The organism is Arthrobacter sp. CMU6 (assembly GCF_059090205.1).
Genome location: NZ_JBNHFL010000029.1, coordinates 39,362 through 54,919, shown reverse-complemented (window position 1 = coordinate 54,919; position 15,558 = coordinate 39,362). Strand labels below are relative to the sequence as shown.

General features: G+C 66.9%; 12 protein-coding genes and 1 pseudogene. 4 read left to right on the top strand and 9 right to left on the bottom strand.

The window, feature by feature from the left end; translation table 11 throughout:
* Positions 1-10: 10 nt before the first annotated feature.
* The 4 genes from AC5RWD_RS18425 to AC5RWD_RS18410 all read right to left on the bottom strand — a co-directional run bounded on the left by AC5RWD_RS18425 (position 11) and on the right by AC5RWD_RS18410 (position 7,125).
* Positions 11-1,885, bottom strand: a complete 1,875-nt coding sequence (locus tag AC5RWD_RS18425) for an ABC transporter ATP-binding protein (protein ID WP_494021388.1) — start codon at positions 1,883-1,885, stop codon at positions 11-13.
* The gene (locus tag AC5RWD_RS18420; RefSeq protein ID WP_494021387.1) at positions 1,882-3,699 is read right to left on the bottom strand and encodes an ABC transporter ATP-binding protein; all 1,818 of its coding nucleotides are present in this window, start codon (positions 3,697-3,699) and stop codon (positions 1,882-1,884) included. The genes AC5RWD_RS18425 and AC5RWD_RS18420 overlap by 4 nt, the downstream gene beginning before the upstream one ends.
* Before the next feature lie 154 nt (positions 3,700-3,853).
* On the bottom strand, positions 3,854-4,801 hold the full coding sequence (locus tag AC5RWD_RS18415; protein WP_494021386.1) for a metallophosphoesterase: 948 nt from the start codon (positions 4,799-4,801) through the stop codon (positions 3,854-3,856).
* Positions 4,802-4,803: 2 nt separating this feature from the next.
* Positions 4,804-7,125 (bottom strand): transglycosylase domain-containing protein, encoded by a 2,322-nt coding sequence (locus AC5RWD_RS18410; protein ID WP_494021385.1) that lies wholly within the window; start codon positions 7,123-7,125, stop codon positions 4,804-4,806.
* A 37-nt stretch (positions 7,126-7,162) separates the two neighbouring features.
* On the opposite strand from AC5RWD_RS18410, the gene sp36 reads away from it, so the two are divergent.
* Genes sp36 through AC5RWD_RS18395 form a run of 3 tightly spaced genes read left to right on the top strand, consistent with a single transcriptional unit; the run spans position 7,163 to position 8,780 of the window.
* Positions 7,163-7,318 (top strand): Sp36 family protein, encoded by a 156-nt coding sequence (sp36, locus tag AC5RWD_RS18405; protein WP_003797879.1) that lies wholly within the window; start codon positions 7,163-7,165, stop codon positions 7,316-7,318.
* A gap of 1 nt (position 7,319) precedes the next feature.
* On the top strand, positions 7,320-7,853 hold the full coding sequence (locus AC5RWD_RS18400) for a RidA family protein (protein WP_494021384.1): 534 nt from the start codon (positions 7,320-7,322) through the stop codon (positions 7,851-7,853).
* Between the two features lie 15 nt (positions 7,854-7,868).
* On the top strand, positions 7,869-8,780 hold the full coding sequence (locus tag AC5RWD_RS18395; protein ID WP_494021383.1) for an NUDIX hydrolase: 912 nt from the start codon (positions 7,869-7,871) through the stop codon (positions 8,778-8,780).
* Between the two features lie 69 nt (positions 8,781-8,849).
* On the opposite strand, the gene AC5RWD_RS18390 is transcribed toward AC5RWD_RS18395, so the two are convergent.
* Complete coding sequence (locus AC5RWD_RS18390; protein WP_003797871.1) at positions 8,850-9,527, bottom strand: Crp/Fnr family transcriptional regulator; 678 nt, start codon at positions 9,525-9,527, stop codon at positions 8,850-8,852.
* Positions 9,528-9,719: 192 nt separating this feature from the next.
* Here AC5RWD_RS18390 and AC5RWD_RS18385 point away from each other — a divergent pair, with 192 nt between their 5' ends.
* Positions 9,720-10,907: a MarP family serine protease gene (locus AC5RWD_RS18385; protein ID WP_494021382.1), complete on the top strand. Its 1,188-nt coding sequence runs from the start codon at positions 9,720-9,722 to the stop codon at positions 10,905-10,907.
* Between the two features lie 75 nt (positions 10,908-10,982).
* Here AC5RWD_RS18385 and AC5RWD_RS18380 read toward each other — a convergent pair whose 3' ends face one another.
* The 4 genes and pseudogenes from AC5RWD_RS18380 to AC5RWD_RS18365 form a co-directional block, all read right to left on the bottom strand.
* Positions 10,983-12,008: a DUF2332 domain-containing protein gene (locus AC5RWD_RS18380; RefSeq protein WP_494021381.1), complete on the bottom strand. Its 1,026-nt coding sequence runs from the start codon at positions 12,006-12,008 to the stop codon at positions 10,983-10,985.
* Positions 12,009-12,010: 2 nt separating this feature from the next.
* Positions 12,011-12,487, bottom strand: a complete 477-nt coding sequence (aroQ, locus tag AC5RWD_RS18375; protein ID WP_377948473.1) for a type II 3-dehydroquinate dehydratase — start codon at positions 12,485-12,487, stop codon at positions 12,011-12,013.
* A gap of 64 nt (positions 12,488-12,551) precedes the next feature.
* Positions 12,552-13,158, bottom strand: a pseudogene (gene galE, locus AC5RWD_RS18370) (UDP-glucose 4-epimerase GalE); the annotation flags it as partial.
* Positions 13,159-13,245: 87 nt separating this feature from the next.
* Positions 13,246-15,447, bottom strand: a complete 2,202-nt coding sequence (locus tag AC5RWD_RS18365; protein WP_494021380.1) for an alpha-galactosidase — start codon at positions 15,445-15,447, stop codon at positions 13,246-13,248.
* Between the last annotated feature and the right edge of the window lie 111 nt (positions 15,448-15,558).

Genomic DNA, 15,558 nt, shown 5'->3' with positions numbered 1-15,558 from the left:
CCGCCGAGGCTCAGACCAGCGAGTCCTTCCAGGCGCTGTGCAGCCGGGCGAAGCGGCCGTCGCCGCCGATCAGCTCGCCGGGCGTGCCATCCTCCACCACCTGTCCGTCGTGGACCACGAGCACCCTGTCCGCGGTTTCCACGGTGGACAACCGGTGCGCGATGATCAGCGCCGTGCGGGCCGTTCCCCGGGACACCCCGTCGCCGGACGGGCCCTCACCTGCCGCGCCCGTGCCGTCCATTCCGCGCAGCAGCCCCGCGAGTCCGTTCTGCACGAGCCGCTCGGAGGGGATGTCGAGGGAGGAGGTGGCCTCGTCCAGGATCAGGACCGCCGGCCGGGCGAGGAACGCCCGTGCGAAGCTGATCAGCTGGCGCTGCCCGGCGGAGACGCGGCCGCCGCGCTTGTTGACGTCGGTGTCGTATCCCTCGGGGAGTTCCATGATGAACTCGTGCGCGCCCACGGCCTTCGCGGCGGCCTCGATCTCCTCCCGCGTGGCGTCCGGCCGGCCCAGGGCGATGTTGTCCGCCACCGAGCCGCTGAACAGGAACGCCTCCTGGGTGACCATCACGATGTTCCGCCGCAGGTCCGCGGTGGCCAGCTGCCGGACGTCCACGCCGTCGAGCATCACCGAACCGGCGGTCACGTCATAGAAGCGGGCAATCAGCTTGGCCAGCGTGGACTTGCCCGCCCCGGTCTGGCCCACCAGGGCCACGGTCTGGCCGGCGGGAATGCTGAGGTTCAGCGTGGGGATGATCAGCGGGCCGCTGCCGTAGCGGAACTCGACGTCCCGGAATTCGACGGCGCCGCGGGCGTCACGTAGTTCCACGGCGTTCCGCGGCGGACGCACCGTGGGCACCTCCTGGAGCAGGCCGGAGACCTTCTCCAGGGCGGCCTGCGCGCTTTGGAAGGAGTTGTAGAACATGGCCATCTGGTCCACGGGTTGGAAGAAGCGCTTCGTGGAGAGCATCAGTGCCAGCAGCACGCCCACGGCCAGGTCACCGGTCAGTACCCGGAAGCCGCCGAACAACAGCACGGCGGCTACACAGACGTTGCCGATCAGCACCAGGCCGGGCTGGAAGACGCCGTTCAGGTTGATGGAGCGGACCGTCGCCTGCCGGTAGTCCTCCGCGAGTTCCCCGTAGCGGGCGGCGTTTTCGCGCTCCTTGCGGAAGGCCTTGACCGCCCGGATGCCGGTCATGGTCTCAATGAAATGCACGATGAGCCGGGCAGAGACCACCCGGGACTGGCGGAATGCGATCTGCGAATGCTTCTGGTACCAGCGGGCCAGGAAGAACATGGGTACGGCGGCCGCCAGCACCACCAGCCCGCTGCGCCAGTCGAGGGCAAAGACGGTGACGGCCGTGAACACCATGAACAGCGCACCCGAGGCGAGCGAGCTGACACCGGAGTCCAGCAGTTCACGCAGTGCCTCGAGGTCCGAGGTCTGCCGGGCAATGATCCGTCCGGAGGTGTACCTCTCGTGGAACTCCAGGCTGAGCCGCTGGGTGTGGCGGAACACGCGAAGCCGCAGGTCCAGGAGCATGGCCTGGCTGAGTTTCGCCGTCGAGGTCACATACAGGGCCGTGAGCCCGGCGGCTGCCAGTGCCGTGACCAGATAGGCGACGCCGGTCAGCACCAGCGGGAGGCTGTTGCCCGCGCGGAGGGCGGGCAGGGCGTGGTCGATGCCGAACGCAATCAGCGCCGGGCCGGCCACCCGTGCCATCTGCGAGAGGACCACTGTTGCAATGGTGAGCCAGAACCTTAACCGCACGGGACGGATCAGCGAGCCGAGCAGGGCGAGCGACCGGCGTCGTACTGCCTTGCTGTCGCTCTTGCTCAGGTGGGTGTTGTCCTCGTTGGCAGTTCCGAAGGCTGTGGCGCTCATCGGCTGACCTCCTCTGCATCGTCGAGGGCTGACAGCTCGGAGTCCAGGTCGCGGGGCTCCGTCTCCAGGCTCGCGATCACGTACCGGTAGTGGCTGTTCCCGGCCAGCAGTTCGGTATGGGTTCCGACGGCGGAGATGCGGCCGTTCTCCAGCAGCGCCACCCTGTCGGCCAGAGCCACCGTGGACGGCCGGTGGGCGACGATGAGCGTGGTGGTGCCGGCCAGCACCTCCCGCAGCCGGTTTTCCACGAGCTCCTCGGTGTTCACGTCCAGGGCGGACAGCGGATCGTCAAGGACCAGCACGGACGGCCGGGCCGCTATTGCCCGCGCCAGGGCGAGGCGCTGGCGCTGGCCGCCGGACAGGCTGAGGCCCTCCTCGCCGATGAGGGTGTCCAGCCCCTCGGGCAGGGAATAGGCGAAGTGCGCCTGCGCCGTGTCCAGGGCCTGGGCGAGGATTTCCTCCCGGGCGTCGGCGTCCTCTGCCTGGACGCCCAGCAGCACATTGTCGCGCACCGAGCTGGAGAACAGGGTGGTGTCCTCGAAGGCCACAGCCACGAGGGTGCGGAGTTCCTCGACGCTGAACTCCCGCAGGTCTACGCCGTCGAGGGTGATGGAACCCGAAGTGACGTCATAGAGCCGGGGTACTAGCTGCAGCAGGGCACTCTTGCCGCTGCCGGTGGTGCCCACCAGCGCCATGGTTTCGCCCGGACGGATGTCCAGCCGGACGTCCTTCAGGACCGGCTTGTCCGGGGCATCGTCGAAAGCGAACGTCACGCTGTTGAAGCTCAGCGCGCCCTTGACGTCGGCGGGCCGGCGGGGCTCCGCCGCGCTGGTGATGGTGTTTTGGGAATCCATGACCTCGAAGTGCCGGTCCAGTGCCGTTTTCGCCGTCAGTGCCATGGCCAGCAGCATGCCCGAGAACTCCACGGGCGCCGCGATAACGGCGGCGGTGGCGAAAAAGGCCACGAGGGAGCCGATGCTGAGCTGACCGCTGGCTGCGAGCAGAATGCCCGTCACCAGGCCGGCACCCAGGGCCAGCTCGGGCAGGAGCGTCACCACCATGCTGAAGACGGCCTGGTGCCGGGCCTTCGCGATCTCCGTCTGCCGCAGTTCCTCGGCCTGGCCGTTGAAGGTCTCCAGCGCCTCGCGGCTGCGGCCGAAGGCCTTCAGCACGCGGATGCCGTGGACGGATTCCTCAACCGTCGTGGCGAGGTCGCCGGCCTGGTCCTGGCTGCGCCGGGTGACCTTGCTGAAACGGGTCCGGAAACGGAAGCCGTAGACCATCACGGGTCCTGCGGCGGCCAGGAAGATCAGGGCCAGCTGCCAGCTCATGGTGAACATGACGACGACGCCGATCACCACGGTGAGGGTGGTCACCACGAGCATGATGGCCCCGAATGCCATCCACCGCCGGATGAAGTTGAGGTCCGTCATGGCACGGGAAAGCAGCTGGCCCGAGCCCCAGCGGTCATGGAAGGCGACGGGAAGGTCCTGCAGGTGGCCGTAAAGCGAGACCCGCATCCGGGTCTCCACGGTGGTGGCCGGGTTGATCACGAAAGTGCGGCGCAGGGCAACCAGTACCGCTTCGGCGACGCCCAGGGCCAGGATGAGGCCCGCGGAGCCCCACACGGCGCCGGCAGTGGCGCCAGGCCGGAGGGAATCGTTGATGAGCACGCGCAGTACCTGCGGGATGGTCAGGGCAACCACACTGGCCAGGAGTGCGGACAGCAGGCCCATAATCAGCCGAGGAAGGACCGGCTTCACATGCGGAAAGAGACGGCTGACGGATCGAAAATATGAACTCTGCTTGGCCATGCCCGCTTCTTGAACTCAACTGTGCGAATCAACGGTGTGAAATCGGGTGCGATGTAGTTTCCCGTAGCAACTACCCTATGTCATGGGTGGCGCCCTTCACACGTGACCCGTCACCTGAGGACCAACAGCTCTCCGGAAGGCAGCGGGCGGGCAGTCAGGCGCGCGGGGTGAGCGTCAGCAGGACGGCCTCGGGCTTGCAGGCGATGCGGACCGGCGCAAAGCGCGAGGTGCCGATCCCGCCGGAGACGTTGACCGGCGTCGTACTTCCGTTGCTGGTCCAGTCGTTAAGGCCCTTGGCCCGCCAGGTGGGAATGTCGCAATTCGCGACGACGGCGCCGTACCCCGGGATGCACAATTGGCCGCCGTGCGTGTGGCCGGCCAGGAGCAGGTCCGCGCCGTCCTCGGTGAAGTGGTCCAGGACCCGCTGGTAGGGGGCGTGGATGACGGCGACGCGCAGGTGATCCGTGGCGTTCTGGCCCCTGGTGCCGCGCGGCCAGCCGGCATAGCGCTCGCGGTTGAGGTGCGGATCATCCACGCCGGAGAAATCGAACCGCATGCCATTGAGGACCAGGGACTGGTGCCGGTTGGTCAGATCAATCCAGCCGCCCATGCCGAAGCCGGAGCGTAACCGCGGCCAGTCAATTTCCTCCCGGTCGGGGGCGGCCTTGGAAGGCCCCATCAGGTAGGCGGCGGGGTTCTTCAGTTTGGGCGCGTAGTAGTCATTGGAGCCTGGAACAAACACGCCAGGGAACTCCATGAGCGGTGCCAGCGCGTGGAGCAGCGGGTCCACGGCCTTGGGGTGGCTGAGGTTGTCACCCGTGTTCACCACCAGGTCCGGCCTGAGCGCCGCCAGCGACTGCAGCCACGCCGCCTTGGCCTTCTGGCCGGGAACGAAGTGGATGTCGCTGAGGTGCAGGATCCGGAAAGGCTCCCTGCCCGCCGGCAGGATCGGAACAGTCTCCTCGCGGACGACGAACTGGTTCTTCTCCCACAATCCGTACGCTGTGGCGGCCAGGGCGGCCGCGGTTCCGGCGCCGGCGGTGACGGCAAAGCCGCGCCCGATGCTACGGACGCGGCTTGCCACGCGTGAAAGGTCAGCCACGGTCAGCCGTTGCCCTTGGTGCTGTTGCCGTTTCCGTTGCCGTTGTTCCCGGTGTCGCCACCCGTGTTCCCGCCGGTGTTTTCACCCGTCGAGGGGTTGTTCGGCACCGGGTTGTTCGGAACGGTGGGCTGGAACTCCGGCGTGCCGTAAAGCAGGTTCGACGGCGGTTCCGGGAAGGGGTCCGTGCCGTAGCCCGGCGCAATCTGGGACATGAAGTTGGAGAACATCGGACCGGCGATCATGTAACCGTCGATGCCGGTGTAGAACTTGCCGTTGACCGTCACGTTCTGGCCGGCACGCTGCTGGTTGCCGAGCGGATCACCGAACCAGGCCGCCGTTGCGAGGCCCATCGTGTGTCCGACGACCCAGGTGGAGCCGTTGTTGTTGGACGTACCGGTCTTCGCGGCGATCGGGAAGTTGGTCCGTGTGGAGATCCGCGGCTCGATCAGGGAGCCGGAGCCCTCGTTCAGGACCTGCTGCAGGGCGTAGTTCACGCCGCGGGCCACCTCGGGCTTGAGGGCATCCCGGCAGGCAGGGGACTGGGCGGGCAGCTGTGCGCCGGTCTGGTCGGTCACCGACGTGATGGCGATCGGGGCGCAGTACTTGCCGTCATTCGCGAAGGTGGCGAAGGCTGTGGCCATGGTCAGCGGCGCCGTCTGGCGGGAGCCCAGCAGGTTGCCGATGGTGGTCATGGTGATCTTCGGGTTCGGGTCCACCACCGCGTTGGTCTCCTTGTCGCGGGCGGGCAGGCCTTCGTGCAGGCCAACCGCGTCCACGACCTTCTGGATGCCGCACAGGTCAAGCTGCGACGCCGAGGCGAACGTTGCGGTGTTGATGGAGTTCTTCAGGCCGTCCAGCACGCTCATGGGCCGGTAGTAACCCTCTTCGGCGTTCTGGAGGTCCGTGGACTCGCCGTTTGTGCTGTCATACCAGCCCACGGTGGGAGTCTCACAGGTGTTCCGCCACGGGAAGCTCTGCGGGTAGCGGCGTTGGGAGGCGTCGACGATGGTGTTCATCGACTTGCCTTCGTTCAGCCACTCGGCGAACGTGAACGGCTTCATCGTGGAGCCGGGCTGCGCGCCGCCGAGGCCGTTCAGGTCATTGCCCTGGTCGTCGTACTGGTCAACGCTGAAGTTGATCTGGGAGTCGAATTTGCCCTTGCCCGCAAACCACGAGGTGTTCTGGGCCATGTTGGTGATCTTGCCGGTGCCCGGTTCAACGGAAACGAGGGCGGCGCCCCACTTGTCCGGGTTCGAGCCGGCAGCGGCGTTCACCTGGTCCTGCGCGATCTTCTGCGCCTTCGGATCCAGGGTGGTCTTGATGGTCAGGCCGCCACGGAACACCTTCTTCTCGCGTTCGGTGGCATCTGCACCGTAGGCCGGATTGTTCAGCAGGAGGTGCAGGACGTAGTCGCAGAAGTACGGGGCGGTGGGCGAGTAGGCGCAACCCTGCCGTGCCGGGGTCACCTTCGGCGTCACCGGGGTTGCCACTGCGGCGGTGTACTGGGCCTTGGTGATCTTGCCGTGGGTGAGCATCGCGCTCAGAACCAGGTCCCTGCGCTTTTTGGCGTTGTCCGGGTTGGTGATGGGGTCGAAGGCCGACGGGCTGTTCACGAGGCCGGCAAGCAGCGCGGCCTGGGGGAGCGTCAGGTTCTTGGCGGTGGTACTGAAGAAGAACTTGGAGGCGGCCTCAATACCGTAAGCATCACGGTTGAAGAAGACGATGTTCAGGTAGCCCTCAAGGATCTGCTCCTTGGTGAATTTCTTCTCCAGGGCGATCGCGAGCTTCATTTCGCGGAGCTTGTCGCCGACGCCCTTGTTAACGCCGTTGAGCTTGATCTCATCGGTGTTGCCCTCTGCCTCAAGGTTGGCGTTGAGGACGTTGTTGACGTACTGCTGCGTGATGGTGGAGGCACCCTGCTTGTTGCCGCGCGCCGTGGCGACCAGTGCGCGGAGGATGCCGGTGGTGTCCACGCCGCCGTGCTCGTAGAACCGGCTGTCCTCAATGGCGATCACCGCGTCCTTCATGAACGGGGAGATCTGGTCCAGTGGAACGCGGGTGCGGTTCTCGGCGTACAGGTTGGCGATCACGCTCCCGTCCGCGGCCAGGACCGTGGTGGACTGGCTGGGCGGGTCCACCTGTAGTTCAGCGGGCAGGGTGTCAAAGAATTCGATCGAGCCGCTGGCTGTGCTGCCCGAAACGGCGGCTGCAGGAACCAGCAGGCCGGCCACGAGGACGCCACAAATAGCGCTCACACCAAGGAAGCCAAAAATTTTTCCGAGGGTGGTGGCCGTGTCGAATATGGGGTTCTTACGAGTCGCCATGTTCTCCAGTTTACCGGCAACGATTAGGCTTTATTTCATGACCAAATGGGAGTACGCCACGATTCCGCTCATCATCCACGCCACGAAGCAGATTTTGGACCAGTGGGGAGACGACGGCTGGGAGCTTGTTCAGGTAGTCCCCGGACCCGACGGCAACGGCCTTGTCGCCTACCTTAAGAGGGAGAAGCAGTAGCATGACCACCCCCCAGGAAACCGCTTCCAGCGCTGATCTGACGCCATCGTCCGCCGTCGAGCAGCGTCTCGCCGAGCTGGGACTGACGCTCCCGGAAGTTGCCGCGCCCGTCGCTGCGTACGTGCCCGCCGTCGTTACCGGCAACCACGTTTACACGTCCGGACAGCTGCCGTTTATTAACGGCAAACTCGAAGCTACGGGCAAGGTGTCCGCCGGCACCGAGGGGACCTCGGACGAGCCGACTGTGTCCCCGGAAGACGCAAAGGCATACGCCGCAGTCTGTGCCGTGAACGCCCTGGCCGCCGTGAAAAGCGTCATCGGTGACCTCGACCGCATCACGCGCATCGTCAAGGTTGTGGGCTTCGTCTCCTCTGATCCTTCCTTCACCGGCCAGCCCGGCGTCATCAACGGCGCCTCCGAGCTCCTGGGCCGGGTCTTCGGTGATGCGGGCCAGCACGCCCGTTCCGCCGTCGGCGTTTCGGTCCTGCCGCTCGACTCTCCGGTGGAAGTCGAACTGATCGCCGAATTCAGCTAGGAGCAGTAGGTTCCTTTGCCCCATCTAGCACGCCGGCTCTTTGTTCTTCCTCCCGATCTTGAAGGGGCGGCACGAAGCTGGCTCGAACATGGAGAACGGACTCCCCGCAAACCGCGTTTCGCGTCCTCCGTGGTTCTACTCCGGGATTCGCCCACCGGCCTGGAGACCTGGCTCGGTTACCGTCCCGGGGAATCGCCGCTGGGTGTCCTGGCCTTTCCGGGCGGTTCCCTGGACGCGTCCGACGACGACGCCGTCGGGTGGCTGGGGCCCTCGCCCCAGCACTGGGCTGAACAGATGGGAACGGAGGACGTCGGGCTGGCCCGCCGCCACGTGGTGGGCGCAGTTCGCGAACTGTTCGAGGAAACCGGCGTGCTGCTGGCTGGCCCGGACCTGTCCTCCACCGTGGAGGCGACGTCCACTGCTGAGTGGATGAAGGCCCGGGAAGCCGTGGCATCGCAGGAAAAGTCGTTCACCCAGGAGCTGGCCAAGCGCGGCCTGTCCCTGCGCACGGACCTGCTCAAGCCGCTCGTGAACTGGCTCAGCCCGGACTTCGCGCACCGGCGCTTCAACACCCGGTACTTCGCCGCCACCGTCCCCATGAACCAGCAGCCCTCCCTCCTGGAGAGCAAGGGCGTCTGGGGGCGGTGGGTGTGCGCCACCAAGGCGATCGCCGAACGCGACACCACTGCCCTGGGTGACGAGGTGGGCCAGGAGAACACCGTAGGCCTGACCCTCGGGCAGCTCATGGTCCCCGGTTCCGAGATCATGCTGGAGAAGATGGCGAAAGCCAACGGCTGCATCGCCTACCTTAGCTACAAGCGCACCCCGCACGTCTACCAGCCCAGGCTGGTTGACGAAAACGGGACGCTCATGCTCGAAGTCGAGGCAGCCAAGACGGTCGCCGGAGAGCCCCAGCGCGAGCGCTAGACCGTTCGCTTCCGTTCCCCGGGGTTAAACAGCACAGGCCGCCCGATCAGGGCGGCCTGTGCTGTTTTGTTAGCGGGAGCGCTGGCGGAGGCGCTGCATGTCCAAGATCACAACGGCGCGTGCTTCGAGGCGCAGCCAGCCGCGCTGGACGAACTCGGCCAGTGCCTTGTTGACGGTCTCGCGGGAGGCGCCGACCAGCTGGGCCAGCTCTTCCTGGGTGAGCTCGTGTGCCACGAGAACGCCGTCGGTGGCGGGACGTCCGAAGCGGTCGGCGAGGTCCAGGAGTGCCTTGGCCACGCGGCCGGGCACGTCGGAGAAGACCAGGTCGGAGAGGGAGTCATTGGTACGGCGGAGGCGGCGGGCCAGTGCCTGCAGCAGCTGGGCCGATACCTCGGGGCGGGTCCGCAGCAGGGAGTTCAGGCTCTCGTTCTTGAGGCCGGCCAGACGGGTCTCCGAGACGGCGGTGGCCGTGGCGGTGCGCGGACTCGGGTCAAACAGGGCCATCTCGCCGAAGAGCTCACCCGGGCCGAGGATGGCCAGCAGGGATTCGCGGCCGTCGGGGGAGGTGCGGCCGAGCTTCACCTTGCCGGAGACAATGAAGTAGAGCTGGTCACCCTGGTCGCCCTCGCGGAAAACGGATGCACCGCGGGACAGGTCGACCTCGGTCAGTTCGTCCGTCAGCAGGCGGAACGCGTCGTCGTCCAGCGTGGCGAAAAGGGGTGCGCGGCGCAATACCTCGATGTCCATAAATTCTCCTGAGTAAAAGTGTCGTCTGGGGCGCTTGTGCCATTGTTTCAGAATTTTCAACGTTCTGTGACGTACTTGGCAGCTGAAACGCCCTAAAAGACGCCGCGAGACCAGCCCAGGCTCCGCCCATGCACGGCAAACTGTCAGACTTCGCCAGTAGAATCGGGGCTTAGCTGCTTGTGAGGAGACCCGGTGTTTGGCCTGACCGTTTTGGACCTTGCGTTGATTCTTACGCTTTTGTCCTATTTGATCTACGGCCTGCGCAATGGCTTCCTGGTGACCGTCGGCGGCCTTGCCGGCTTCGCGGCCGGCGCCGTGGCCGCTTTCCTCTCCGTTCCGCTGGTCAGCGACTTCGTGGAGGACAGCGGGTGGCGCCTGACCGCCATCATCGGTGCTGCCGTCCTGCTGGTGGTCCTCGGCAATGCGCTCGGCACCATGATCGGGCGCAGCATCCGCAGCGCCGTCCGCATGCAGCCGCTCCGGGCAATGGACAGACTCATCGGCGGGGCCGTGAACCTGATCGTGTCAGCGCTGGTCATGTCCATGCTGGCCTTCAGCATCAGCGCACTTGGCGTGCCCTTCGTGTCGCAGCAGCTGGCCGAGTCCAAGGTGATCCGTTTCATAGACGGACTGACGCCCAACCCGGTTAAATCCGCCATGGCGCAGCTGCGTTCGGCGGTCATCGGCGACGGCATCCCCACGCTCATCGAGGGCATCGGCCAGGACCAGCAGCAGCTCCCGGTTCCGAACGCCAGCACGGATACTCCGGCGCTGAACAGGGCAGCAGGTTCGGTCCTGAAAATCGCGGGGACCGCGTTCCAGTGCGGGCAGAACCAGACCGGGACAGGCTTTGTGGTGTCGCCCGGACGCGTGGTGACCAACGCACACGTCGTGGCAGGAGTGTCGCAGCCGGTGGTGGAAGTCCCCGGCGGAGGAGCCATGCCCGGCAGGGTGGTGTATTTCGACAGCAAGCGCGACCTCGCCGTCCTCGCCGTGGACGGCCTGCCCACCGTGGCATTGCCGCTGAGCGCCGACCTGCCCGCAGGAACCGCCGCTGCCTTTGCCGGCTACCCGCACGGCGGCCCCTACCAGTCCAAGCCGGCCACTGTGCAGGGCATTTCCACGGTGCTGGTGCCGGACATTTACGGAAATGACCCCGTTCCCGACGAGGTGTACAAGCTAGCCGGCGACGTCCAGCCCGGCAACTCGGGCGGGCCGCTGCTCACCACCAACGGGGAGGTGGCAGGCGTCATTTTCGCGAAGACAACATCCAACGCAGCGCTCGGCTTCGCGATTCCGATGATCGACCTTCGGCCGGTGGCGGCGGAGGCGCCGGGCCTGTCCAGTCCCGTGTCGTCGGGACAATGCATCCAGCAGTAGCGGGCACGCAGCAGCAGGGGCACCCAGCCGCTAGGGCAAGACGGCAGTAGGGCATCCAGCTACAGGATCAGCCGGTTACAGCCAGTCCAGGCTTTGGCCGTGCGGGCCGGTGATGGCCACCGGCTTGCCGTTGTGCAACAGCAGGAAGTTGCCGCGGAGCCGGCTGGGGTCCATTTCCGTGACCACCGCCGAGCCGTCCTCCTGAATGATCACCGTCTCGCCCTCGTTGGACAGCCAGTGGCAACCCCGGAGGCGCGCCAGGTCCTGCATGGCGGCCCGGAACCGGGCACGCCCGTCAGCGCTCACGTAACCCATGACGGCACTGTGGAATACCACCAGCGTGGCGTCGCCTGGCGCGTGGCCTGCCAGTGACAGCAACTGCTCGTTCAGGTCGCCGGCCACCAGCAAAGGCGGATCTTCGCGCGCAACAGCGATGGCCCGGCGCAGCCGCTCGCGGCGGAACTCCTGCTCCGGCCAGATCAGCGCCTCCAGCCACGCGACGTCCTCGGGGTTCCGGACGTCCAGGGGGTTCAGGTCGATCCCGGCCCGCCACACCACCTCAGGCAGGCTCTCCGGCAGGGGTACAGGGCCCGCGGTCCGGCAACGCAGGATGGGAGGCCCGGGGAGTCCCTCAGGCCCAACCGGACCCAGCCGCGTAACCCTCACGCCGTCGTCGAACTCGTAGCTGTAGCGGTCCGGGAACAGGGCGAGCCCGGCGGAAGCGCCCACCTCGATCAGGGCCAGGGGCCTGCCCTCGGCGGCGGCGATGGCCGCGAGCGAGGGCAGCAGGGTGGCACAGCGGCCCACCTCGTTGGTCTGGGTGGCGCGGGACATGACGGTGCGCGAGACTTCGGCCCAGTGCTCGTCCAGGAAGGCCCGGAACTCGGGGTAGGGCGAGGGCCTGGCGCCGAGGAAGCGGGCGGCGGCGAGCATCAGCAGGGGCTGGCGCTTGTTGTATGGCCACTCGTCGATCCGGGCAATGAGCCCGGGGTCGTCGGCGATGTGCAGCGACCAGTCGGCGTAGCAGGGTGAGGAACCGGGCGCATCAACGGTCCCGAAGTGCCGGTACCAATCTGCGGTGCCGAGGGCCGCTGCCGGCATGGTCAGGCCTTGCCGGCATTCAGGTCGGCGAGGTACTCCACGGCGAACCGGTAGCCCAGAATTCCGGCCCCGGCGATCACGGCCTTGCTGATGTCGGAAAGGTAGGAGTGGTGACGGAATTCCTCGCGGGCGTGCACGTTGGTGATGTGGACTTCCACCGCGGGCAGCTGCACCGCGGAGATGGCGTCGCGGATGGCCACCGAGGTGTGGGTGTAGGCCCCGGCGTTCAGCACGATGCCGATGGCCTTGCCCCTGGCGGCGTGGATGGCGTCTACCAAGGCGCCCTCGTGGTTGGACTGGAAGCATTCGACGTCGAGCCCCCGGGCGGCGGCGGCGTCCTTGGCGAGCTGCTCGACGTCGGCCAGTGTGGCCGTTCCGTACTTTTCCGGCTCGCGGGTGCCGAGGAGGTTCAGGTTGGGGCCGTTCAGGACAAGGATGGTGCCGCGGCCGGCTTCGGTGGCGGAGGGGGCTTCAGTCATGACTGCAAATCTATCGCGTCGGCTTGCCTGTCCGGCGGGAGCAGGGCCTTCGTTACGCAAACACCGCCCAGAAGGCGGGAAGGTCTCCCGGACGCCGGCCCGTGATTTTGTACGGGATCGGGGAGCCCACCGCCTTTTCAAAGGAGCGCAGGACTTCCAGCACCGAGGAGCCGGTACCTGAGCCGAGATTCCAGCGGAACACGCCTGCCCCTTGGGCGATGTATTTCAGGGCTGCCACGTGGCCTTCGGCGAGGTCGACGACGTGGATATAGTCGCGCAGACACGTTCCGTCCGGCGTGTCGTAGTCACTGCCGAACACCATCAGCTCTTCGCGACGGGCCGACGGCGACCTGCGCGATGAAGGGGACGAGGTTGTTGGGGATGCCGTGCGGGTCTTCGCCGATCCGTCCCGAGGGGTGGGCGCCCACCGGGTTGAAGTAACGCAGGAGGGCGATGTGCCAGCGGCTGTCCGCGGCGCCAAGGTCCGAGATAATGTCCTCGATCTGTTCCTTCGTGCGGCCGTAGGGGCTGTTTGCGCCGATTTCCATCTTCTCCACGTAGGGAATGGCGTTGTGTTCGCCATAGACCGTGGCCGAGGAGCTGAAGACGATCGACCGGACGCCGTGCCGATCCATGGACCGAATCAGGTTCAGCGTGCCGACGAGGTTGTTGCGTTCCCTAATCCGAGTGGAGCCTGCCCCGCTGTTCCCTCCGTTCCGGTGGTACACCGGGGCAGGCTCCGTTCTTGCTTTTGACCGCTAGAGTGCCGTGACCTTCAGAACCAGCGCATGCTCCGGGTTGAGGTTCGGCATCGGCAGCCCCACCTCCGCCAGGAAGCTGCCGCTGGCCTCCGCCCCGGAAGCCAGCCAGGCAGGCGGCTGGATCTGGGTGAAGGTGTGTCCGTAGTCGGCGTCGCCCGGGGCCGGGAAGATGGCCTCCACCCGGTAGCGGCGGGCCGCTTCCAGCCCGGGCAGGGCGACCCGTCCCAGCAGCTCGGCGAATGAGGTGCGCGTGCTCACCAGGGCGAACAGCGCCGCCGTCGCGCCCGCCGCAACGGAACCGGAAGCACCGGAACCGGCTGCACCTGCCACCACACCGTGGAGCATGAGTGAGTCGTCGGGGACGTCGGCCCGGACCATCCGGCCGCTGTGGATCAGCCCGCGGTGCTCCTTATACAGCGCGATGAAGCGCTTGAGCTCCTCGCGCTGCCCGCCCTGCACTTCCCGGACGTCCCACTCCATGCCGAAGTGGCCGAACAGCGCGGTGATGGCGCGGAAGGACAGGTCGTGGGTGCGAGCGGTGGTGTGCGACGTGGTGGGACCGATGTGGCCGCCCACCATTTCGGGCGGAACCACGACGCCGGTCCACCGCTGGATGGTCTGCCGTTCCAGGGCGTCGTTGCAGTCCGAGGCCCAGAGGCGGTCCGTGCGGTCCAGGATGCCGAGGTCCACGCGTGCCCCGCCGGAGGAGCAGCTTTCAATTTCGACGCCGGGATGGGCCTTCCGGAGCTCGTCGAACAGGCGGTAGGCGGCGAGGGTCTGCCCGTGGACGGAAGAGCGTCCGGCGTGCCCGTGCTCGGTGAGGTCGCGGTTCTGGTCCCACTTGAGGTAGCTGATGTTGTATTCGCGCAGGAGGGCGTCGATCCGGTTGAAGATGTACTGCCACGCCTCAGGGTTCACGAGGTCGATGACGTGCTGGTTCCGCCACGCCAGCGGCAGGCGTCCGCCGTCCTTGTGCGACGCGGCGGCCGGCCCCACGATCCAGTCGGGGTGCGCCCGTGCCGTGTCCGAGTTGAGGTTGATCATCTCGGGTTCCACCCACAGGCCGAACTCCATGCCCCGGGACGTGACGGCCTCGATGAGCGGCGTCAGCCCGTCCGGCCAGAGCGTCTCGTCCACGAACCAGTCACCCAGGCCTGCGGTGTCGTCGCGGCGGCCGCGGAACCAGCCGTCGTCGAGGACGAAGCGCTCCACGCCGAGGTCTGCGGCCGAGTCCGCGAGCTCGATCAGTGTGTCCAGGTTGTGGTCGAAGTAGACGGCCTCCCAGGTGTTGAGCACCACGGGGCGCGGCTTTCCGTCGCCGGCCGCCGGGAGAACGTGGTGCGGGCGGGAGCGGAACCAGCTGTAGAACGACTCGCTGATACCGTCCAGGCCGCGGTCGGAGTAGGCGGCGAAGAGCTTGGGCGTGGCGTAGTTTTCGCCGGACTCGAGGACCACTTCGGCCGGGCCCAGCAGCTCGGAGCCGCCGATCATGGTGCGCCCGTCGGCGAGGGTGTCGGCGAACTGTTCGTGGTTGCCGCTCCAGGCGAGGTGGGTGGCCCAGACGCGGCCGTGGCGGTTGCCGAAGCCGGCAGTACCTGCCGCGAACAGCAGCGAGGAGTCGTGCCCGGTGCGGCCATGCCGGCCGGTGCGCACCCAGGTGCCCTGCTGGATGGGCCGGCGCTGGGGGTGCCGTTCCCGGCACCAGCGCCCGGTCAGGTCGAGAAGTTCGACGGCGTCCGGGGACACCGGGAGGACAGTGGCCAGTTCGTCGAGCTGGAACGGCGTGGTTCCGGTGTTCGTGACGGTGTGCTGCAGTTCCAGCAGGCCGCCGTCGTGGAGCGTGAATGTGGATTCGACGGTGAGGCCGGCGTCGGCATCCTCCTGCACGACGGCCGCGGAGCTGCCGTTGACTGCGGCGCGCACAGCGCGCAGGCGGACGGAGAAGTCAAGGCCGGAGACGCCGTCGGCAATCCGGTGGCCCCGCAGGCCCGGCCGCCCGCGCCAACTGGAGGACGCCTGCGGGAGCAGTCCCGCCGGGACAGTGACGTCGACGGCGGAATTGGGGATGGCCGCGGTGAGGATGGCCAGGTCAGGGAGGTCGCTGCCAAGGTCGGCACCCCAGTGGATGACCTCGGCCTCCCCGCTGTTGAAGCTGATCACCAGGCTGGTGCCGGCGGAACGGAGGTGCAGGGGATCCATAGGTATGTCTCTTTCGTGAAAAGCAGATAGGTATGAGGGTGTTGCGGGGCCGGGCGCGGTGTGCGGTTCCGGCCCCGCAGGTTTGGATGCCTGGACTTTGATTTTCGTCCA